The sequence below is a fragment of the Immundisolibacter sp. genome (genome assembly GCF_028696615.1).
GTDB lineage: Bacteria > Pseudomonadota > Gammaproteobacteria > Immundisolibacterales > Immundisolibacteraceae > Immundisolibacter.
The window spans coordinates 22,011-42,290 of the sequence record NZ_JAQVGQ010000002.1 but is presented as its reverse complement, the minus strand read 5'-3'; the positions used below and the strand labels follow the sequence as shown (position 1 = coordinate 42,290).

General features: G+C 70.0%; 19 protein-coding genes and 1 pseudogene. 13 read left to right on the top strand and 7 right to left on the bottom strand.

The features are described from left to right. Window positions 1-121: pseudogene (locus tag PHC73_RS00430) on the top strand (IS3 family transposase); the annotation flags it as partial. A gap of 32 nt (window positions 122-153) precedes the next feature. Here PHC73_RS00430 and PHC73_RS00425 read toward each other — a convergent pair. Continuing rightward, a complete protein-coding gene (locus PHC73_RS00425; protein ID WP_300123586.1) occupies window positions 154-1,152 on the bottom strand; it encodes a GTP-binding protein in 999 nt (332 codons plus the stop codon). A 90-nt stretch (window positions 1,153-1,242) separates the two neighbouring features. Then, on the bottom strand, window positions 1,243-1,641 hold the full coding sequence (locus PHC73_RS00420; RefSeq protein ID WP_300123585.1) for a Fur family transcriptional regulator: 399 nt from the start codon (window positions 1,639-1,641) through the stop codon (window positions 1,243-1,245). Between the two features lie 39 nt (window positions 1,642-1,680). Here PHC73_RS00420 and PHC73_RS00415 point away from each other — a divergent pair, with 39 nt between their 5' ends. The 6 genes from PHC73_RS00415 (at window position 1,681) to PHC73_RS00390 (ending at window position 6,950) form a co-directional block, all read left to right on the top strand. Further along, on the top strand, window positions 1,681-2,667 hold the full coding sequence (locus tag PHC73_RS00415; RefSeq protein WP_300123584.1) for a GTP-binding protein: 987 nt from the start codon (window positions 1,681-1,683) through the stop codon (window positions 2,665-2,667). Next, a complete protein-coding gene (locus PHC73_RS00410; RefSeq protein WP_300123583.1) occupies window positions 2,664-3,380 on the top strand; it encodes a ZIP family metal transporter in 717 nt (238 codons plus the stop codon). Before PHC73_RS00415 ends, PHC73_RS00410 begins: the two co-directional genes overlap by 4 nt. 147 nt (window positions 3,381-3,527) lie before the next feature. Beyond that, window positions 3,528-3,815 (top strand): hypothetical protein, encoded by a 288-nt coding sequence (locus PHC73_RS00405; protein WP_300123582.1) that lies wholly within the window; start codon window positions 3,528-3,530, stop codon window positions 3,813-3,815. 75 nt (window positions 3,816-3,890) lie between these two features. Then, window positions 3,891-5,300: a hypothetical protein gene (locus PHC73_RS00400; RefSeq protein ID WP_300123581.1), complete on the top strand. Its 1,410-nt coding sequence runs from the start codon at window positions 3,891-3,893 to the stop codon at window positions 5,298-5,300. 10 nt (window positions 5,301-5,310) lie between these two features. Continuing rightward, window positions 5,311-6,210, top strand: a complete 900-nt coding sequence (locus PHC73_RS00395) for a zinc ABC transporter substrate-binding protein (protein WP_300123580.1) — start codon at window positions 5,311-5,313, stop codon at window positions 6,208-6,210. Beyond that, window positions 6,207-6,950: a metal ABC transporter permease gene (locus PHC73_RS00390; RefSeq protein ID WP_300123579.1), complete on the top strand. Its 744-nt coding sequence runs from the start codon at window positions 6,207-6,209 to the stop codon at window positions 6,948-6,950. Before PHC73_RS00395 ends, PHC73_RS00390 begins: the two co-directional genes overlap by 4 nt. Window positions 6,951-6,961: 11 nt before the next feature. Here the strand turns inward: PHC73_RS00390 and PHC73_RS00385 are convergent, their stop codons facing one another. Genes PHC73_RS00385 through PHC73_RS00370 form a run of 4 tightly spaced genes read right to left on the bottom strand, consistent with a single transcriptional unit; the run spans window position 6,962 to window position 10,972 of the window. Then, entirely contained in the window at window positions 6,962-8,242 is a 1,281-nt protein-coding gene (locus PHC73_RS00385) for a CNNM domain-containing protein (protein ID WP_300123578.1), read from the bottom strand. Between the two features lie 6 nt (window positions 8,243-8,248). Beyond that, entirely contained in the window at window positions 8,249-9,490 is a 1,242-nt protein-coding gene (locus PHC73_RS00380; RefSeq protein WP_300123577.1) for a heme biosynthesis HemY N-terminal domain-containing protein, read from the bottom strand. Further along, on the bottom strand, window positions 9,487-10,476 hold the full coding sequence (locus PHC73_RS00375) for a uroporphyrinogen-III C-methyltransferase (RefSeq protein WP_300123576.1): 990 nt from the start codon (window positions 10,474-10,476) through the stop codon (window positions 9,487-9,489). Before PHC73_RS00375 ends, PHC73_RS00380 begins: the two co-directional genes overlap by 4 nt. After that, on the bottom strand, window positions 10,469-10,972 hold the full coding sequence (locus tag PHC73_RS00370) for an RNA pyrophosphohydrolase (RefSeq protein WP_300123575.1): 504 nt from the start codon (window positions 10,970-10,972) through the stop codon (window positions 10,469-10,471). The genes PHC73_RS00375 and PHC73_RS00370 overlap by 8 nt, the downstream gene beginning before the upstream one ends. A gap of 113 nt (window positions 10,973-11,085) precedes the next feature. Here PHC73_RS00370 and PHC73_RS00365 point away from each other — a divergent pair, with 113 nt between their 5' ends. The 6 genes from PHC73_RS00365 (at window position 11,086) to PHC73_RS00340 (ending at window position 18,088) form a co-directional block, all read left to right on the top strand. Further along, window positions 11,086-11,763: an HAD family phosphatase gene (locus PHC73_RS00365; protein ID WP_300123574.1), complete on the top strand. Its 678-nt coding sequence runs from the start codon at window positions 11,086-11,088 to the stop codon at window positions 11,761-11,763. Between the two features lie 230 nt (window positions 11,764-11,993). Beyond that, a complete protein-coding gene (gene lptD, locus PHC73_RS00360; protein ID WP_300123573.1) occupies window positions 11,994-14,246 on the top strand; it encodes an LPS assembly protein LptD in 2,253 nt (750 codons plus the stop codon). A gap of 46 nt (window positions 14,247-14,292) precedes the next feature. Beyond that, the gene (locus tag PHC73_RS00355; protein WP_300123572.1) at window positions 14,293-15,531 is read left to right on the top strand and encodes a peptidylprolyl isomerase; all 1,239 of its coding nucleotides are present in this window, start codon (window positions 14,293-14,295) and stop codon (window positions 15,529-15,531) included. 78 nt (window positions 15,532-15,609) lie between these two features. Then, window positions 15,610-16,572, top strand: coding sequence for a 4-hydroxythreonine-4-phosphate dehydrogenase PdxA (gene pdxA, locus PHC73_RS00350; RefSeq protein WP_300123571.1), 963 nt, complete (start codon window positions 15,610-15,612; stop codon window positions 16,570-16,572). Next, the gene (gene rsmA, locus PHC73_RS00345; RefSeq protein ID WP_300123570.1) at window positions 16,572-17,336 is read left to right on the top strand and encodes a 16S rRNA (adenine(1518)-N(6)/adenine(1519)-N(6))-dimethyltransferase RsmA; all 765 of its coding nucleotides are present in this window, start codon (window positions 16,572-16,574) and stop codon (window positions 17,334-17,336) included. Before pdxA ends, rsmA begins: the two co-directional genes overlap by 1 nt. Window positions 17,337-17,338: 2 nt before the next feature. Further along, complete coding sequence (locus PHC73_RS00340; RefSeq protein WP_300123569.1) at window positions 17,339-18,088, top strand: 16S rRNA (uracil(1498)-N(3))-methyltransferase; 750 nt, start codon at window positions 17,339-17,341, stop codon at window positions 18,086-18,088. Window positions 18,089-18,160: 72 nt separating this feature from the next. Here PHC73_RS00340 and PHC73_RS00335 read toward each other — a convergent pair whose 3' ends face one another. After that, the gene (locus tag PHC73_RS00335; RefSeq protein ID WP_300123568.1) at window positions 18,161-20,206 is read right to left on the bottom strand and encodes a thioredoxin domain-containing protein; all 2,046 of its coding nucleotides are present in this window, start codon (window positions 20,204-20,206) and stop codon (window positions 18,161-18,163) included. Window positions 20,207-20,280 lie beyond the last annotated feature (74 nt).

Sequence of the window (20,280 nt, the reverse complement as noted above, 5' to 3'; positions counted from 1 at the left end):
GGCGAGGGCCGATGTGTTCGAATACATCGAGCGGTTCCACAACCCAAGGATGAGGCGAAGAGTCGCAAGGCAGGACCAGAAGTTCTCAACTCTTTTGCAACCGTCCGTGATTTCGGGGTAGAACCCGGTGCTCACTGTCGCCTATTTGCGCGCTCAAGCCACGGTTTCGACGTCTTGGTGGCAGGCCGCCACCAGGTCTTGCACCAACCCCCAGGGCATGTCGCGGCCAATGAATACCAGCGTGCTGGCGCGTTCGTCGTCGGGCGTCCATGGCCGTCCCGGGGTGCCGCCGTACATGGCCTGGACGCCCTGAAAGTACAGCCGTCGGTCGTCATTCACGACGTAGAGCACACCCTTGTAGCGCATCAGCTGCGTGCCAAAGGTGCCCGTCAACAGCGCCAGACAACCTTCCAGCTTGCCCAGATCGAACGGCTGCGTGCTGCGGTAGACCCAGGACGATACGGCGTCATCGTGATGGTGGCTAGCGTCGGCCAGGAACTGCGGATCCAGGCGCAATGCCTCGTCGAGCTGAAAGCCGTGGATGTCGAGAATTTCGTCCAGATCGATATATCCGTGTCGCACCAGGTGCTGGGTGGCACGTGGATTCATGCTCGCCAGGCGCCCACGCAGCGCCGCCACAGTGGGCTCATCGACCAGGTCGCTCTTGCTGATCAACAACCGATCGGCGAAAGCAACCTGCTCCTGTGCTTCGCCGTGCAGGCTCAGCTGCAGGTGGGCATGGCGAGCGTCGACCACGGTCACGATAGCGTCCAGCCGGTAGTGCTCGCGAATGCTGTCTTCGATGAAGAAGGTCTGTGCCACCGGGGCCGGGTCGGCTAGGCCGGTGGTCTCGATCAGCACCCGGTCGAAGCGAATCTCGCCCAGGGCGCGGCGTTCGTGCAGGCGGCCGAGGATGCGCACCAGGTCGCCGCGCACGGTGCAGCACAGGCAGCCGTTGTTCATTTCGACGATTTCCTCGCCCTGCGGCTGCTCCAGCAGTTCGTTGTCGATGCCGGCGGCGCCGAATTCGTTCTCGATCACGGCGATACGCTGGCCGTGGGCGGCCCGCAGCACGTGGTTGAGCACGGTGGTCTTGCCGGCGCCGAGGAAGCCGGTCAGCACGGTGACGGGAATGGGGACATCGCGTTCCATGGGTTGGCTCCTGACCGGTCGCCGGAATGGGATGAATGCAACTTGCTTGCATTTTGTTCTGCGTCCGGCAAGAATGCAACCGAGTTGCGATCAGGAGCAGTCCGGGCAGTAGCCACGCACCACGATTTCGACTCGCTCCACCCTGAAGCCGGGCGGCAGCTTCGGAGCAGGCTCCGAAGCCGTGAGGCACAGCGTGCGGCCACAGCGCAGGCACTGGAAATGCGCATCGGCGGCGCTGTCCGCGGCAGCGGCGTGAAAGCGCCCGACCCGGTCCTCGCCGATCAGCCGATGCACCAGCCCCTGCGCGACCAGCCAGTCGAGCGTGCGGTAGAGGGTGACCTTGTCGAGCTGCGGCAGCGCGGCCAGCAATTCCGGGTGGCTGAGGGCCGCGCTCGCCGCCCGCAGGTGCGCGAGCACGGTCCGGCGGGCCGGGGTGAGGCGTGCGCCGGCCGGTAGCGGGGACGAGTCTGGCGGTAGCGGGTTGGGCATGGCGTGCGCGCCGACGAGTAATCAATGAAGGAGTGCGCAATGGCAGGCAGTGGTTTGGCACCTGACGGGGCGACTTCCCAACGGCTGCCGGTGACGCTGCTGGTTGGCTTTCTCGGCGCCGGCAAGACCACCGTGCTCAACCATCTGCTCGGCCAGTCTAGCGGGATCGCCGTGCTGATCAACGAGTTCGGTGCGCGGCCGGTCGATCAGGCACTGCTGCGTGGGCGTGCCGGCGAGCTGGCGGTGCTGGGCGGCGGCTGTGTGTGTTGTGACATCAAAGACTCGCTGGCGCCCGTGCTGCGGAACCTGTGGCTGGGGCCGGCCGGTGGCGCGCCAAGGCAGTTGCGGGCAGTCGTGATAGAGGCATCCGGCGTGGCCGATCCGGCACCGCTGCTCGAAACGCTGACGGCAAGCCGCTGGCTGGCGGCGCGTTACCGGGTGGCGGGCGTGGCGTGCGTGGTGGATGGCAGCCGCACCGATCTCGCCGGCAACTCGCTGTTCGAGCGCCAGGTGGCGTTGGCCGACCGGCTGTTGATCAGCCGTGCCGACTGCCTGAGCACGGCCGGCTTGCAGGCCGTCGAAGCGCGCCTGCGGCGTCTGAATCCGACCGCGCCTTGCATGCCGGCTGCCGCCGGCGCCGTGGCGGCAGACTGGCTGCTTGGGCCCGCCGCACGCGCGTCGTGGTGCTTCGTTGAGCCCGAGTCAGCCGCACCGGCCCATCACAGCCACGCGGTGATGCCCGGCCGGCCTCTGCAGCGTCGCTTGCTGGCCGCCGGCTGGCGGGCGCTGTGTGCGGAACTGCCCGGGCCACCACTGCGCCTGAAGGGCATCGTCGCCCTGCACGGCGAAGCGGGACCGTTTGCACTGCACGGTGTGCCGGCCGGACTCGACGCGCCGGTGTCCCTGCTGACATGGCCGGCCGACGGCACAGGTGCCCGGCTGGTGCTGATCGACCCGGCGCCGGCGGCGCGTCTCGAACACGCGCTACGGGCATTCGTCGCCATCGCCACCGGAGATCGGGCATGACCTTGTTGACCATTCTGGGTGCGACCTTGGCCGGCGGGGTGCTGTCGGTGCTGATCGCCGCGTTGCTGTCGATGACCGTGCTGCGGCGGATCGCCGGCAAGCTGGTGGGCTTCGCGGTGGGCGTGCTGCTCGCCGCGGCGTTGCTCGAACTGCTGCCGGAAGCGCTCGCGGAGCTGTCGGCGCCGCGTGTGGGCGGCGTGCTGCTGGCAGGGCTGCTCGGCTTTTTCTTTCTGGAGAAGCTCGCGCTGTGGCGGCACGACCACGGCGGCGGCAGTGACGCCACGGCAACCCTGATCGTGCTCGGCGACGGCGTGCACAACTTCGTCGATGGCGTGTTGCTGGCGGCCGCCTTTCTGCAGGATCCGCTGCTGGGAATGACCACGGCGGCGGCGGTGATCGCGCACGAAATCCCGCAGGAGATCGGCGACTTCATGGTGTTGCTGGCGGTCGGCGTAAGCCGTCCCCGGGCCTTGGCGCTGAATGCGCTGTCCGGCGCCGCCATGGTGGCCGGCGGTGTGATTGGATTCGCGGCGCTGCAGGCGGTGACCGGCGCCGTACCCTACCTGCTGGCGTTGGCGGCGGCCAGTTTTCTGTATCTCGCCACCGCCGACCTGGTGCCGCTGTTGCAGCGCGAGCGGCGCGGCACCGACTTTGCGGAGCAACTGCTGGTGCTGCTGCTGGGGGTCGGTGTGGTGCTGGCTGGCAGCTTATGACCGTCGCGGTGGGATGCGGCGCAGTCGGGGAATCCCACCTCGACCATTGCGGCCATCATCCTGTGGGATGATTCGCCCATGACTGCCGGGGTTTTCGCTTTCACGCGCTGCCACTCGCGACGCGGGCTTTGGGCCCGGCGGCTTGGCTTGTCGCTGCTGCTGGCGCTGCTGCTTGGGTGGCAGGCGACGGCTATGCGCCATGCACTGGCCCACCTTTTCGATGCCAGCACTGACGGTCCGGCACTGCCGACACATGCCGTGTGCGTCATGTGCGTCGCCTTTGCCGGTGCCGACGGTGCAGTGGCGCCCTCGGCGCCGGTGGTCTGCGTGGCAATCGATGCCGATGTCGTTGCCGGCGTGCAGCCGATAGCGATCGATGTTCCCGTCTCGTCCCTCCCGTACCAGGTGCGCGCGCCGCCGCTGGCGGTGGCCTGACACATCTTGCTGGCGGCCGCCTCGCGGTTGCTTGTGCTCGGGTCCCACTGTCGGGACCATCACGGGAGTTCTCGCATGTCCATTCGTCCGGTATTGGCCGTGGCGGCACTGTCGGTGCTCGCCTCGCCGGTTCTGGCTGCCCCGCAGCCGCAGGAGCTCGACGCGCTGCGCGCCGAGTTCGATCAGAAAGTCAAAGCCTTGCAGGCCGATTACGAGGCGCGTCTGAAGGCCCTCGAAAGCCGCGTGCAGGCGGCCGAGGTGCAGGCCGGCCAGGCGCAGGTGACGGCGCAGACCGCCGCCGTCACTGCCGAGCAGACCGCCCAGGCGGCGCCGCCACCGCCGCCGCCGTCAAGCGCCTTCAACCCCGACATCTCGCTGATCCTGCAGGGCGCCTACATCGACCGCGCCGGCCGGCCGCGGCCGATCAGCGGCTTCATGCCGACCGACGGCGCTTACGAGTCGGTTGAACGCGGCTTCACGCTGGACGACAGCGAGCTCGTCATGAGCGCCAACGTCGACCCGTACCTGCGCGGCTACCTCGATCTGGTGTTCAACAACGACGAGGTGGAGGTCGAGGAGGCCTGGTTCCAAAGCCTGCAGCTCGGCCATGGCCTGACGGTGAAAGGCGGGCGTTTCGTGTCCGGCATCGGCTATCAGAACGAAAAACACCCGCACGCCTGGGACTTCGCCGACAACAACCTGGTCTACGAGGCGCTGTTCGGCGAGCACCTGCTGCAGGACGGCGTGCAGGTGCGCTGGCTGGCGCCGACCGAGCTGTTCCTCGAGTTCGGTGCCGAGGCCGCCAAGGGCCAGCATTTCCCGGGCTCGGATGCGGGCGGCGACAAGAACGGCATCGGTTCCTGGGCGGCGTTCGGTCACGTGGGTGGCGACGTCGGCGCGTCCAACAGCTGGCGGGCGGGTCTCTCGTACGTGCGCGCCCGGCCGCGCGAGCGCGAAGGCTGGATCGAGGATATCGCGGGCGTCGACGCGCTCACCCAGTTCTCGGGCACCTCCAAGACCTGGCTGGCCGATGCGGTGTGGAAATGGGCGCCGAATGGCAATCCGCGCCAGCGCAATTTCACCTTCGCCGCCGAGTATTTCCAGCGCAAGGAGGACGGCAGCCTCGGCTGCGCCGACAACAGCGCCGAGGGCGGCGCGTGTCTGGGTGTCACGGACGGCTACGACAGCGACCAGTCCGGCTGGTACGCGCAGGCGGTGTACCAGTTCATGCCGCGCTGGCGCATCGGCACCCGCTACAGCCGGCTGTCGAGCGGTTCGACCGACTTTGGCCTGAATGCCGCGAGCCTGGACGGCGACAGCAGGCACCCGCAGGTCTGGAGCTTGATGACCGACTTCTCGCCGTCGGAATTCTCGCGTTTTCGCCTGCAATTCAACCGCGACGAGGCGTTACGCGGTGACCCCGACGACCAGTTCATCCTGCAATACATCCTGAGCCTCGGCCCGCACGGCGCCCACCAGTTCTGAGGAGATCACCATGAGAACCCTGTTCCTGTCTGCGTTGATGAGCTTCCTGCTGATCGCGCCGGCGCAGGCCGCGCTGCGGGTGCTGACCTGCGAGCCCGAGTGGGCGGCGCTGACCCGCGAGCTGGCCGGCGATCTGGCCGAGGTCGATTCGGCCACCACGGCGCTACAGGACCCGCACCGCATCGAGGCGCGGCCGTCGCTGCTGGCCAAGGCGCGGCGCGCGGATCTGCTGGTCTGCACCGGCGCCGAGCTGGAAATGGGCTGGCTGCCGCTGCTGCAGCGCCAGGCCGGCAACGGCCGCATCCAGCCCGGCCAGGCGGGTTACTTCGAGGCGAGCGCGCAGGTGATGTTGCTCGAACGGCCGGCCCGTCTGGACCGCGCCCAGGGTGACGTGCATGCCGCCGGCAACCCGCACGTGCAGCTCGATCCGCGCCGCGTGGCGCGGATCGCCGCCGCGCTGGCGCAGCGCCTGGCGCAGCTCGATGCGGCCAACGCCAGCCGCTATGTCGAGCGCAACGCCGATTTCCAGGACCGCTGGCAGGCGGCCATCGCGCGCTGGGAGGCGCAGGGCGCGCGCCTGAAGGGCGTGCCGGTGGTGGTGCACCACAAAAGCTTCACCTATCTGGCCGACTGGCTGGGGCTGGTCGAAGTCGGCGATTTGGAACCCAAGCCCGGCGTCGAGCCCTCGGCGGCGCATCTGGCCGAACTGCTGGACACGCTCAAGGTGCGACCGGCGCGGATGATTCTTCGCGCCGCCTACCAGTCGGCGCAGCCGTCCGAGTGGTTGTCGCAAAAAGCCGGCATCCCGGCCGTGGAATTGCCGTTCACGGTGGGCGGCGCGCCCGGCACGGATGACCTGTTCGGGCTGTTCGACGTGACGCTCGCGCGCCTGCTGGCGGCCGCGCCGTGAGTTTCGGCGCGGTCGACCTCGGCCTGCTGCTGCCGGCCTTCGCGGCGGGGCTTTTGGTGCTCGCCAGCCACGTGCTGCTGGGCGGCGAGGTGCTGCGGCGGGGGATCATCTTCATCGATCTGGCGATCGCGCAGTTCGCCGGGCTCGGCATCGTGGTCGCCAGCGCGCTCGGCTTCGAGGTGGGCGGTTGGCGCATGCAGCTCGCCGCCGTGCTGGCGGCGCTGGCCGGCGCGCTGCTGCTGCGCGCGCTCGAGCGCCGCGCGCCCGAGCATCTGGAGGCGCTGATCGGCGTCGGCTTCGTCACCGCGGCGTGCACGGCCATCGTGCTGATGAGCCACGACCCGCACGCCGGCGAGCACCTGCAGGAGCTGCTGGTCGGGCAGATCCTGTGGAGCACCTGGGGCGGTTTGTGGCCACTGGCACTGGTGACGGGCCTGGTGCTGGCGGCCTGGTTCGGGCTGCGCCTGAAGGAATCGCCGCTGGGTTTCTACCTGTTGTTCGCCGTCACCGTCACCGCTTCGGTGCAGGTGGTCGGCGTGTATCTGGTGTTCGCCAGCCTGATCGTGCCGGCGCTGGCGGCCGGCGGGCGGCCGGGGTGGGCCTATGCCATCGGCGGCGCCGGCTACGCGCTCGGGCTGCTGGCGTCGGCGCTGCTGGACCTGCCGGCCGGGGCGGCCATCGTGCTGGCGCTGGTGGCGGTGGCGGGCAGCCGGTCAGTGCTGGTCGGCCGCCGTCGCTGACTTGCGACAGGTCACGTGTTGGCGTTGCTGCGTTTCAGCTTGGGGCCGATGCGCGCCACGCGCACCACGTTGCCTTGGGTCTGCACGATCTCGACCGGGTAGTCGCCCAGCAGCAGGCTGGTGGCCGGCGTCGGGATGTCCTCGAGCTGCTCGAGGATGGCGCCGTTGAGCGTCTTGGCCTCGGTCACCGGCAGGTCCCAGCCCATGGTGCGGTTCAGCTCGCGCACGCTGGCGCTGCCAGACACCAGGCAGGAGCCGTCCGGCTGCGGATGCACATCGCTTTTCATGGCACCGGGTACGTCGCTGAACTCGCCGATGATCTCGCCCAGAATGTCCTCGACGGTGATCAGGCCGACGGTGTCGCCGTATTCGTTGACCACCAGGGCCAGGCGTTCATGGCCGGACTGGAACTGCAGCAGCTGCTGCGTGAGCGAGGTGCCTTCGGGCACGTAGTAGGGTTCCTGCAGCAGGCTTTGCAGGCGCTCGACGTCGAAGTCGTCGTCGGCCAGCAGGTGCATCACCCGCCGCAGGTGCAGGATGCCCAGCACCTGGTCGAGCGAGCCGCGGCACACCGGCAGGCGCGTGTGCGGGCTGTTGCGTAGCTGCTCGAGCAGGTCCGGCCAGCTGTCGTCGAGGTCGAGATAACGCACCTCGTTGCGCGGCACCATCACGTCCTCGACCACCACGCTCTCGAGATCGAGGATGCGCAGCAGCATGCTGCGATGACGCGGCGAGAAATGGTGCCCTGCCTCGAACAGCAGGCTGCGCAGCTCTTCGCGGCCCAGCGTGTCCGGCGCGGCGTGGTCGGTGCGCACGCCGAGTGCGCGCAGCACGCCGTTGGCGACGGCGTTGACGCTGACCACCACCGGCAGCAGCACCGACATCAGCGCCGACAGCGCGTAGGCGGCGGGAAACGCCACCCGTTCGGGATGCAGCGCGGCCAGCGTCTTGGGCGCTACCTCGCCGAAGATGAGTGCGAACACGGTCAACACGCCGGCCATCAGCGCGATCGCCTGTTCGCCCCACACCTGCAGCGCGATCAGCGTGGCCGCACTCGAGGCGAGGATGTCGCAGAAGTTGTTGCCGAGTTGCACCAAGCCGATGAAGCGGTCCGGTTTGCGCAGCAGCGCGTCGGCGCGCCGGGCGCCCGGGTGACCGGCACGCACCAGGTGACGCAGGCGGTAGCGGTTCAGGGACAGCAGCGCCGTCTCGGCGGCGGCGAACAGACCCGACAGCAAAACCAGCCCGATCAGCGCCGCGATCAGCAGCGCCAGGGGTAAGTCGTGGTCCAAGCCGGGTCAGGCCTCGTGCGGTAGCAGATGGGTTCGATCATCGGCAGCCGCCGCCCGACCTGTCAAGGCGGCAGGCGCCTGGGTGCTCGCCGACACGGCCACACGCAAGCCGGCGCGGTAGTGTTCCGCCGCGTCTGCTGCCAGGCCCATCTGCTCGAGCAGCTGCGCCAGTTCCAGGTGGGCTTGAGCGGTCGGCGCGAGCAGCAGGCTGCTGTCGAGGTAGGCGCGCGCCTTCGCCCACTGCCCGGCGCGCCGGGCCAGTCGCCCGGCGGCCAGTAGCAGCGTCGGGTCGTCGGCATGGTCGGCCAGCCACTGCTCGGCCTGCGTCAGCCAACGCTGCGGATCGTCGCCCGCGTAATGCCCGAACAGTTCGATCGCCGCCGCCGGCCAGGTGTCGCGCAGCAATTCGGCGAGCCGTTCCTGGGCCGCGTCGTGGCGCCCCGCCCGGCGCAGCGCTTCGGCATAGGCGAGCTGCACGGCGCCGTCGCGGCGCAGCCGCCGCGACAGTTGCGGCCACAGCAGGTCCGGCACCTCGCTGTCGGCCAGGCGCGCGCAGGCCACATCCACCTCCTGGCGCGCCAGCTCGGTACCGTCGATGATCCCGGCGCGGCGCAGTCGCGGCAGCAGCTCGTGCAAGGCCGCCCAGTCGCGTCGGGCGCGACACAGCCTGGCCTGCAGCTCGAGCAGGCGCGGACTGTCGTGCTCGGCCACGGCTTTGAGGGTGGCGGCCGCGGCCAGGCTATCGCCGGCGTCGAGCTGCGCCTGCGCCTGCAGGCGGGCGATGGCCGCCTGCGCCTGCGGGGCCGCCGCGCTGGCGGCGGCGAACTCGCGCTCGCGCGTGGCCGTATCGCCGCGCAGCTTGGCCAGATGCGCCAGCGCCAGCGCCTGGATGGCGGGCGCGGCGGCCGTGCGCCGGCTGCGCTGCAGCAGCTTTTGTGCCTGCGCGTGGTGGCCGTCGAGCAGGGCCAGCAAACCGGCCGCCAGGTCCATTTCGGACCGTTCACGCCGTTCGAGCTGGCGGGCGAGGCGCCGTCGCCACAGCATCTGGCGAGCCCGGGCGGCGCTGCCGAGCAGCCAGTGCAGTAGCAGGAACAGCACCAGCACGAGCATCAGCGCCAACAGCAGGCTGCGTATCTCGACCCGCCAGTCGCCCCAGGCCAGCAGCAGATAGCCGGGTTGTGCGGTCACCAGGCCGGCTGCCAGCACGCCGCCCGCGGCCGCCAGCAGCAGCCACAGCAGACGCCTCATGGGTCGCCGTCCGCCGGTGGCGGTGTCGCCTGGCGTAGCGTCGGCAGTGCGGCGTGCAGGCCGGACAGGTCCGGCAGCGGCGGTTGCAGGTCCACCTCCGCCAGGCGCGCCAGCGTGGCCAGCGCGGCGCCGGTGGTCGCAGCGGTGGTGTCGAGGTAGGCCGTGGCCCAGGTCCGCAGGTCGGCCAATTGGCGCCGAAAAACCTCGGTATCGCGCCGTTGCAGGGCATAGTCGGCCGCGGCGAGCTTCAGCGCCAGTTGCTGGCGCAGGTAGTCGGTCTCGTGCGGGCGCAGCAGCGGTTGCACGGGCGTGCCCACGCGCTGCACCACGATCACCTCGCCCAGTTGTTGCCAGGCCTGTTTCACGGCGCCGCGCCAGCCACTGGGCGTGACCTCGGCCGGCGAGGCGCCCGGTTCGCGCAGTGGCGCCTCGGCAAGGGTGTCGGCCGCGCCGGCAAGCGCGTTGCGCAGACTGTCGATGTCGGGCATCTGCACCTGTTCCAAGGCGGACCGCGCCGCGTCGATGGCACGCCTGGCCGTACCGCTGCCGGGCACGGGCGCGAGGCTGGCGCTGGCCAGGCGCAAGGCCAGCGCGGCGCGCGCGGGGTCGTGGTCGATGGCGACTGCGCGCTGCGCGCTGCGCAGCAGGTAATCGGCCTCGGCGAGCGCCCAGGCGGTCAGGCGGCTCGGTTCGAGTTGGTCCAGGCGTGCGGCAAGCTCGCGGCCGTGCGTCTCGAGCGCGGCCAGGTCGTCGCTGGCGACGCTTTGCCAGGTTTCGAGCGCGTCGAGGCGCCGCCCAAGCTCGGCCTGCGCGCGCCGCTGGGCGTCCAGCTCGGCGCGCAGCGGCAGCCACACGCGTTGCCACAGCAGGGCGGCCCCCAACGGCACGCCGGCCAGCAGCAGCACCGCGAGCAGGGCGGGCCACAGCCGCCGCCGGGGCCGTGCCGCAGCCGCGGCGCCAGTAGGTGCGTGCGCTTGTTCAGGCACGTTGCGGCAACGGCTGCGGACTTCGCTGCTGGGGCAGGCAGCCGGCGAGTTCCTCCAGCGCCAGGCGGTAGACCTCGCGTTTGAAGGTGACGATCTGCGTCAGCGGGGTCCAGTAATCCACCCAGCGCCAGGCGTCGAACTCCGGCGTGTCGTCGGCGTCCAGGCGGATGCGTTCCTCGCCGGCCGTCAGGCGCAGCAGGTACCAGCGCTGCTTCTGGCCGATGCAGGGCGGCCTGTCACGCCGCAGGTAGCGGCGCGGAATCAGGTAGCGCAACCAGTCGCGGGTGACGCCAAGGATCTCGACGTCGCCGCGTGTCAGGCCGATTTCCTCGTGCAACTCCCGGAACAGCGCCTGCTGCGGGGATTCGTGGTGCTTGATGCCACCCTGCGGGAATTGCCAGGCGTTCTGGCCGACGCGCCTGCCCCAGAACACGCGCCCGGCATCGTTGACCAGAATGATGCCGACGTTTGCCCGAAAGCCTTCCGCATCGATCATGGCTCGATCCTTCAGCTGTTCCACACCCGGCCGCGCGGCCCCGAAAGGGCACGTCACGGCACTGTAAACTTGCCCTGAATGTTAGCACGCTGCCCCACTGGAAGCCGCCGCCCATGGCCCGCACGCTTGCCCTGTTCGATCTCGACAACACGCTGCTGAGCGACGACAGCGACTATCTGTGGGGCCGCTGTCTGGCCGACGCCGGGCTGGTGGATGGCCCCGCCTACGAGACCGAGAATGCCCGCTACTACGCCCAGTACAAGGCCGGCGAGCTCGACATTCACGAGTTCCTGGCGTTTGCGCTGCGGCCGTTGCGCGAGCTGCCGATCGAGCGCCTGCTGGCGCTGCGCGAGCAGTTCGTGGCGCAGTGGATCGCGCCGCGCGTGGCGCCCGGCGCGCCGGCGCTGATCGAGCGTCACCGGCGCGCCGGGCATCTGCCGGTGATCATCACCGCCACCAATCGCTTCGTGACCGGACCGATCGCCGGCCTGCTGGGCGTGCCGGTGCTGATCGCGACCGAGCCGGAGCACGCCGGCGGCGGCTTCACCGGTCGGGCGCTCGATCCGCCGTGTTTCCGGGACGGCAAGGTGGCCTGCCTGCAGCGTTGGCAACGACGCTACGGCTACGAGCGGGCGGTGTTGCATTTCTATACCGATTCGCACAACGACCTGCCGCTGCTGGAGTGCGCCGATGTGCCCTGCGTCGTGGATGCCGACCCGCAACTGGCGGCGCTGGCGGCGGCCCGTGGCTGGCCGCACATCAGTCTGCGCGCGGCTGCGGCGGCCTGCTGAACGAGCGCCGGGGCGGCCAGACCGCGCGGCGGTCGGTGCAAGCTCGGGCGTGCGCCGGTGAGTGGGCGGCGGTTTGTTATCATCCGCGCCTTTCGCGCATGGCCCGCATCGGACCGCCTGCGGGGAGGGTCGCCTCGCGCCCACCGGTTTCGCCCGCGCCGGCCGTGACGGCTCGCATCCACTCCTGCGCCCCCGGGTGTTTCAGCTTGCGCCAGATACATTCAGCGTTCTTGAGGCAGTTCGGCGCGGCCATGGTGGCGGTGTCGGCATTGCTGGCGGGGGCGCCCGCGGTCGCCGCCGTCAGTCAGCCGAGCGACGCCCAGTGCGGCAGCGCCTTCGAATTCATCGGTCCCGATCCGGCGGTGGCGGCGCGCGCCAAGGCCAGCGGTCAGCCCATCTACATCGTCGCCGACTCGACCGAGGGCACGCCCGGGGGTGAGATCCGGCTGCGCGGTCAGGCCGCCATCGTCAAGGGCGATCGGCAGCTCAACGCCGACGAGGTGACGTTCAACCGCGACAGCCAGGCGGCGGTGGCGGTGGGTGCGGTGGTGTTCGGTGACAGTCGCATGATGCTCGAGGGCAGCAGTCTCGAGTACAACGTCGACACCGACCAGGGCACCATCGAAAACGCCAGCTATGCCCTGCGCGAGAAGCGCGCCCGCGGCCGGGCGACGCGCATCATCCGCCGCGACTCCAGCCGTCACACCCTGGAAGGGGCGTTCTACACCACCTGTCCGCCAGGCAAGCGCGACTGGGCGGTGCGCTCGACCAGGGTCGATCTGGACTTCGATGCCGGCGAGGGCAGGGCGCGCAACGTGGTGCTCGACTTCAAGGGCGTGCCGATCCTGTACAGCCCGTTCTTCAGTTTCCCGTTGTCGGACAAGCGCAAGTCCGGCTTTCTGGCACCCAGCGCCGGCACCGGCGGCAAGAGCGGGTTCGAGCTGCGCACACCGTATTACCTGAACCTCGCCCCCAACTACGACGCCACCGTCACGCCGCACTACATGAGCGACCGCGGCCTGATGATGGAGGGCCTGGGGCGGTATCTGTTCAGCGACTTCAGCGGCCAGATCGGCGGCACCTATCTGCCGTCCGACAACAAGGCCGATCGCGACCGCAGCCTGGTGGCGTTCAGCCAGAGCGGTGCGCTCACGCCGCGCTGGACGCATTACCTGACCTTCAACCGCGTGTCCGACGACGCCTACTTCGAGGATTTCGGCAACGGCATCTACGACGTCAGCACCAGCCACCTGCAGCGCCTGGCGAGCACCAGCTACAACGGCGACAGCTGGCGGGTGCTGGGGCAGGTCGAGACCTATCAGACCTTGTATGGCAGCAAACCGTACCGGCGCCTGCCGCAGCTGATGTTCAACACCTCGGGGTTTGCGCCGGCCGGGCTGAGCTACACGCTCGATTCCGAGTACGCCGTCTACGATCACCCCGACCTGGTGCACGGCACGCGCCTGGACCTGTACCCGAGCCTGAGCCTGCCGTTCGAGCGGGCGGCGTTTCGTGTCGAGCCGCGCGTCGGCTACCGCTACACCCAGTACGACCTGAAGCAACAGCTGCCGGGCCTGGACGACAAGCCGAGCCGGGCGCTGCCCATCCTGAGCCTGGACAGCGGCCTGTTCTTCGAGCGTGATGTCGACCTGTGGGGAGTGGGGGCGCTGCAGACGCTCGAGCCGCGCCTGTTCTACCTGTACGTGCCCAAGCGCGATCAGGACGACATCCCGCTGTTCGACACCGGCGACACGGATTTCAGCTTCCAGTCGCTGTTCCGCACCAACCGCTTCTCGGGACCGGACCGCCAGGGCGATGCCAACCAGGTCACCGCGGCGATCACCTCGCGTTTCCTGGGCGCCAGCAGCGGCGTGGAGATGTTCCGCGCCAGCCTGGGGCAGGTGCGCTACCTGCGCGATCGGCAGGTGCTGCTGCGCAGCGGGCCGGCCATCGAGTCGAACGAGTCGGCCATCGTCGGCGAGCTGTGGGCGCGCCTGACGCGCGCCCTGCTGGCCCGCGGCGACCTGGAATGGGACCCCGACAGCGGCAGCACGCAGCGCTCGGTGGTCGGGCTGTACTACCGGCCGCAGAACGGCATGCTGCTGAACGCCTCCTACCGAATGCGCCGCGAGCTGCCCAACCTGTCGGCGCCGGGGCTCACGGACAGCTTGGAGCAGGTCGACGTGTCCGGGGTCATTCCGCTCGGGCGCAACTGGCAGCTCGTGGGACGGTCTTATTACTCGTTGCCGGATTCGCAATTCGTCGAGAGCTTCGTCGGCGTCGGCTACGAGAGCTGCTGCTGGGGCGCGCGCGTGGTGACGCGTCGCTACGTGCGCCGCTACGACGGCCGCTACGATGGGGATACCACCAGTTCCATCATGTTCGAGCTCGAACTGAAGGGGCTGACCAATATCGGCAACAAAGTTGAAAACCTGCTCACCGAAGGCGTGTACGGCTACAGCCGCGACGCCTACGGGTTCTGATTGGATTCGTGCCAAGGCTTCCCGTGATACGACTGCTCGCCTTTTTGTGCGCCATCCTGTTGCCACTGGCAACGCCCGCAGCAGCCTCGACCGGGTGGTCGCGGTGGTCAACAAAGACGTCATCGTGCAAAGCGAGCTCGATCGGGAGGTGCAGCGCATCCTCGCCGACCTGCGCCGGCGTGGCACCGCCACCCCGCCGCCGCAGGAATTCCAGCGCCAGGTGCTCGAGCACCTGGTGGTGCGGCGCCTGCAGCTGCAGTTGGCCGATCAGGCCGGCATCAACGTGGGTGACGACGAGCTGAACTTCGCCCTGCAGAACATTGCCGCGCGCAACAACATGAGCTTGGAGCAGATGCGCGAGGCGGTGATCGCCGACGGCGGCAGCTTCGAGGATTTTCGCGAGGAGGTACGCAACGAAATGCGCCTCACGCAGCTGCGCCAGAAAGAGGTCATCTCGCGCATCAACATTTCCGATGCCGAGGTCGAGCGCTTCCTGGCCGAGGGCGGCGATATGGCCGCCGCCCGCTACCATCTGGCGCACATCCTGATCGCCCTGCCGGCCGACCCGACGCCGCAGCAGCTGCGCGACACCCAGGCACAGGCCGAGAAGGTGCGCCAGCAGCTGCTCGACGGCGCCGATTTCGCCAGCACCGCGGTGGCGGTGTCCAAGGGCCAGCAGGCACTCGAGGGCGGCGATCTGGGCTGGCGCAACGCCGACGAGCTGCCGCCGCCGTTCGTGGCGGCGGTGCGCAACCTGCAGCCGGGCGGCATCAGCGAGATCATTGCCAGCCCGAGCGGCTTTCACATCCTGAAGCTGATCGAGGCCGATGCGGCCGGTGGCCGGCACGTGGTGCAGCAGACCCACGTCGAGCACATCCTGGTCAAGGTCGAGGCCGGCCGTGAGGACGAGGCACGGGCACGCATCGAGTCGCTGCGCCGGCGCATCCTGGCCGGCGAGGATTTCCACGAGCTGGCGCGCACGCACTCCGACGACCCCGGCTCGGCGGTGAAGGGTGGTGATCTGGGCTGGATCACCGCCGAGGAGGTGGTGCCGCAGTTCGCGCAGGCCATGCAGTCCCTGCCGGAAGGCGAGCTCAGCGAGCCGGTGCAGTCCACCTACGGCTTTCACCTGATCCGCGTGCTCGGCCGGCGCAGCCAGGACGACACCGAGGCCTACCGCCGCGCCCATGCGCGCGACCTGCTGCGTCAGCGCAAGGCCGAGGAGATGACGCAGGCCTGGCTGCAGCGCCTGCGCGACGAGGCCTACGTGGAAGTGCGCCTTTGACGGGCGTTTGAAAAGGTCCCGCCTGCGGCCCGCAGCCAAGGCGGGCATTGTTTTGGCATGTGTGCTGCGGAGCGCGCCATGATTCGCCTGGCGGTCACCGTCGGCGAGCCGGCCGGCATCGGCCCGGACATCTGTCTTGAGCTGGCGTGCACGCCGCCGGTGGACGTCGAGCTCACCTTCATCGGCGATGCTCGCCTGCTGGCGGACCGCGCGGCGGCGCTGCGCCTGCCGGTCGATCTGTCAGGCGCGGCCCATGGCCCCGGCGCGCTGCGCGTGCTGCAGGTGGACCTGCCGCGCCCGCCGCCGCCCGGGCGACCGGATTCCGCCAATGCGCTGGCGTTGCTCGAGGGGCTCGATCAGGCCGTGGCCGGTTGTCTTTCGGGCCGTTTCGATGCGCTGGTCACCGCGCCGCTCGACAAGGGCGTGATCGCCGACGCCGGCGTGCCATTCAGCGGCCATACCGAATACCTCGCCGCGCGCTGCGGCTGCGAGCAGGTGGTGATGATGCTGGTGGCGGGCGGCCTGCGCGTGGCGCTGGCCACCACGCACCTGCCGCTGCGGCAGGTGCCGGACGCGCTGACCATCGCCGGGCTCGGCGGCACGCTGCGCATCCTGGATGGCGACCTGCGCCGCCGCTTCGGCTTGTCGCGCCCGCGCATCGCCGTGTGCGGGCTCAATCCCCACGCCGGCGAGCGCGGCCACCTGGGGCGGGAGGAAATCGACGTGATCGCGCCCGCCATCGCCCAGGCACGCGCGCACGGGCTCGATGTGACCGGCCCGCTGCCGGCCGACACGCTGTTCACGCCGGCGCGCCTGGCGCCGTTCGATGCGGTGCTCGCCATGTACCACGATCAGGGCTTGCCGGTGCTCAAGTACGCGGGTTTCGGGCAGGCGGTGAACGTGACGCTCGGCCTGCCCATCATCCGCACCTCGGTCGATCACGGCACGGCCTACGATCTGGCCGGCACGGGCAAGGCCGATGCCGGCAGCCTGCGCGCGGCGGCCAGGCTCGCCGTCGAACTGGCAATGGCGGGGCGCTGATGCAGCCGGCCAGAAAGCGCTTCGGGCAGAACTTCCTGCACAGCCCGGGGGTGATTTCGCGCATCGTGGCCACACTCGCCCCGCAACCGGGTGAGGCGCTGGTCGAGATCGGCCCCGGCCACGGCGCGCTGACCGGCCCGGTGCTCGAGCGGGCCGGCGCGCTGACCGCCATCGAACTCGACCGGGACCTGGCCGGCGAGCTGCAGGCGCGCTTCGGCGGTGCCGGGCTCACGCTGATCGGCGCCGATGCGCTGCGCTTCGACTTCGCCGCGCTGGTTGGCGAGGGCCGGCGGCTGCGCGTGTTCGGTAACCTGCCGTACAACATCTCGACGCCGCTGCTGTTTCATCTGCTCGCGCAACGGGCCGTCATCGGCGACATGTTGTTCATGCTGCAGCGCGAGGTGGTGGACCGCCTCGCCGCCGGTCCCGGCGAAGCCGACTACGGGCGGCTCGGCGTGATGGTGCAGTACGCTTGCGCGGTGCAGGCGCTGTTCGTGGTGCCGCCGGGCGCGTTCTGGCCGGCGCCCAAGGTGCAGTCGCGCATCGTGCAGCTCACGCCCTATGCCACGCTGCCGTATCCGGCGGTCGACGAGAAGCGGTTCGCCAACATCGTGCAGCGCGCCTTCGCCCAGCGGCGCAAGACGCTGCGCAACAGCCTGGCCGGCGTGGTGAGTGCCGAGCAGTTCGCGGCCGCCGGCATCGATCCCGGCCGCCGCCCCGAAACGCTGTCGGTGGCCGAGTTCGTGCGCCTGGCGGATGCCTGACCGTGCGCATACCGCGCCTTTTCGTCGACCAGCCGCTCGCGAGCGGCGCCGAGTGTGCGCTCGACCGTCGCGCGCTCGATCACGCGGTCAAGGTGCTGCGCCTGCGCGCGGGCGATGCGCTGTGCCTGTTCAACGGCGAGGGTGGCGAGTTCGCGGCCGAGCTGGTGCGCGGGCCGGACGGCGCGCTGCACGCGCGGGTGGGCGAATTCACACCGGACCGGCGCGAGTCGCCGCTGCATCTTCGCCTGCTGCAGGGCGTCTCGCGCGGCGAGCGCATGGACTACACGCTGCAAAAGGCGGTCGAGCTCGGCGTGACCGACATCGTGCCGCTGATCACCGAGCGCACGGTGCTGCGCCTGGCCGGCGAGCGGGCCGAGCGGCGTCTGGCCCACTGGCGCGGCGTGGTGCTGGCGGCCTGCGAGCAGAGCGGGCGCACGCGGGTGCCGGCGCTGGCCGCGCCGCGTGAGCTGCTGGAGTATCTGGCCGGTCATGGCGCCGATGGCGCGGCGGGCTGCGGCCTGCTGCTCGACCCGACCGCGCCGCAGGCGCTGACCGCGCTGACTGGTCTTGCAGGTCCGGTCAGCGTGCTGATCGGACCCGAGGGCGGCCTCACGCCGCAAGAGCGCGCGGCCGCGCAGGCGGTGGGCTTCACGCCGGTGCGCATGGGGCCGCGGGTGCTGCGCACCGAAACCGCGGCGGTGGTGGCGCTGGCGCTGTTGCAGGCGCTGGCCGGCGATCTTGGGACATTCTGAAAAATTCCCCGCCGCGGAATTTTCCGGCTCGCCGCAGCGCAGTACCCGCCCGCGCGGCGCGCGGGTCGGCGGTCAGCTGCCGTCGAGCGCCGCGGCCAGCTCCTCGAGGCGCGTCAGCGGCGCGCTGCATTGCCCACCCTGGCACAAATACGCCACCGCCTCGCCCTGCGGGCGGCAGTGGGCGAGCACGCCCGGCAGGTCGGTGGCATCGGCCGGGATGGCGAGCGTGAGCCGCCGCGGCCGGTAGCCCTCCCGGGCCAGCGCCAGCCAGGGCGCCAGTGCGGCGCCATCGCCGCGCAGGATCAGCGTCTGTGGCGGCGTGAGCTGTTCTTCGAGCGCCGCCAGCAGGCTGCAGCAGCCGAGCGGGTGTTCCTGCATCCGCCCGGCAGCGCTCGCCACCGCCCGCGCGGCGGCGTCGAGGTAGCGCACCTCGCCCAGCAAATGTCCCAGCCGGCCGAGCGCGCGGGCGGCGATGGCGGTGCCGGCGGGCGTCGCGTCGTCGCCGAGCGGGCGGGTGCGCACGATCAGCGCCTCGTGATCGTCCGCGGTGTGGAAAAAACCACCTGCGGCGCGGTCCTCGAAGTGCGTGAGCATCGCATCCGCGAGATCCACGGCGAAGGCGAGATGCCCGGCGTCCCAACGCGCCTGCAGCAGCTCCAGCAGGCCGTCCAGCAGATAGGCGTGGTCGTCGAGATAGGCGCGCAGATACCCCACGCCGTCCTTGGCGGCGGCGTGCAGGCGGCCGTTTTGCCACAGCACGCGGCGGGCAAAGTCGGCCGCGCCGGCGGCGGCCTCGATGAAGATGGGTTCGTTCAAATGCCGACCGGCCTGCGCGAGGCCGCCGATCATGAGGCCGTTCCAGCCGGCCAGTACCTTGTCGTCGACTGCGGGCCGCACGCGCGCGCTGCGCGCGGCGAATAGTTTCTGCATGGCGCCCGACAGCACCACCGCCACGCGCTGCGGGGAAAGATCGACGTCTTTGGCGATGTCCGCCACGTCGGCCACGACGCGCAAATGCCAGCGGCCCTTGAAGTTCGGCGTGTCGTCGAGACCAAAGCGGCGGGCGAGGATGGCGTACTCCTCGTCGCTGAGCAGTGCCTGCACGTCCTGCCGGTCCCAGACGTAGAAGCGGCCTTCCTCGCCCTCGGAGTCGGCGTCGAGCGCGGCGTAGAAGCCGCCGTCCGGCGCGCGCAGCTCGCGCAGCGCCCAGTGACCTGTGGTGTGCAGCACGGCGTCGAAGCGGGCGCTTTGGGTGATCTGCGCCGCCTGCGCGTACAGGCGCAGCAACTGTGCGTTGTCGTAGAGCATTTTCTCGAAGTGCGGGATGGTCCACTCGCCGTCCACCGCGTAGCGGAAAAAGCCGCCGCCGAGGTGATCGTGAATGCCGCCGCGGGCCATCTGTTCGAGTGTCAGCAGCGCCATGCGCAGCGCCTCCTGGTCACCCGTGCGGGCGTGCTCGCGAAGACACCGTTCCAGCAGCGGTGCCTGCGGAAACTTGGGCGCCCCGCCGAAGCCGCCGTGCACGCCGTCGAACAGGCCCTTCAGTTCCGCTGTGGCGCGGCGCAGTGGCGCGTCGGTCAGCGCCGAGCTGCCGGCAAGCGCCTGGCTGTGGGCGAGGGCTTCCAGCAACTGCGCGTTCTGGCTGTCGATGGCGGCGCGGTGCTGGCGGTAGTACTCGTCGACTCGGGTCAGCAGGTCGGCGAAGGCGGGCAGGCCGTAGCGGGCCTGCTTCGGAAAGTACGTGCCGGCGAAGAACGGCACCTGATCGGGCGTCAGAAATACCGTCAGCGGCCAGCCGCCGCCACGGCCGGTGAGCATCTGGTGCGCGAGCTGGTAGATGCGATCCAGGTCCGGCCGCTCCTCGCGGTCCACCTTGATGTTGACGAACAGCGCGTTCATCAGCGCCGCGGTGGCCGGGTCCTCGAAGGACTCGTGCGCCATCACGTGGCACCAGTGGCAGGCGAAGTAGCCGATCGACAGCAGGATCGGCTTGTCCTGCTCGCGCGCCAGGCGCAGCGCGGTGTCGCCCCAGGGGTGCCAGTCGACCGGATTGTGGGCGTGCTGCAGCAGATACGGGCTGCGTTCTCGGGCGAGGCGGTTGGTGGCGGTGTCGGTCATAGTGGCTGGCTGGCGGGTGGTCGGAATCGGCTCGACCGGCGCGCTGGCGAGCCCAAAAAAAACCGTCCCGATCT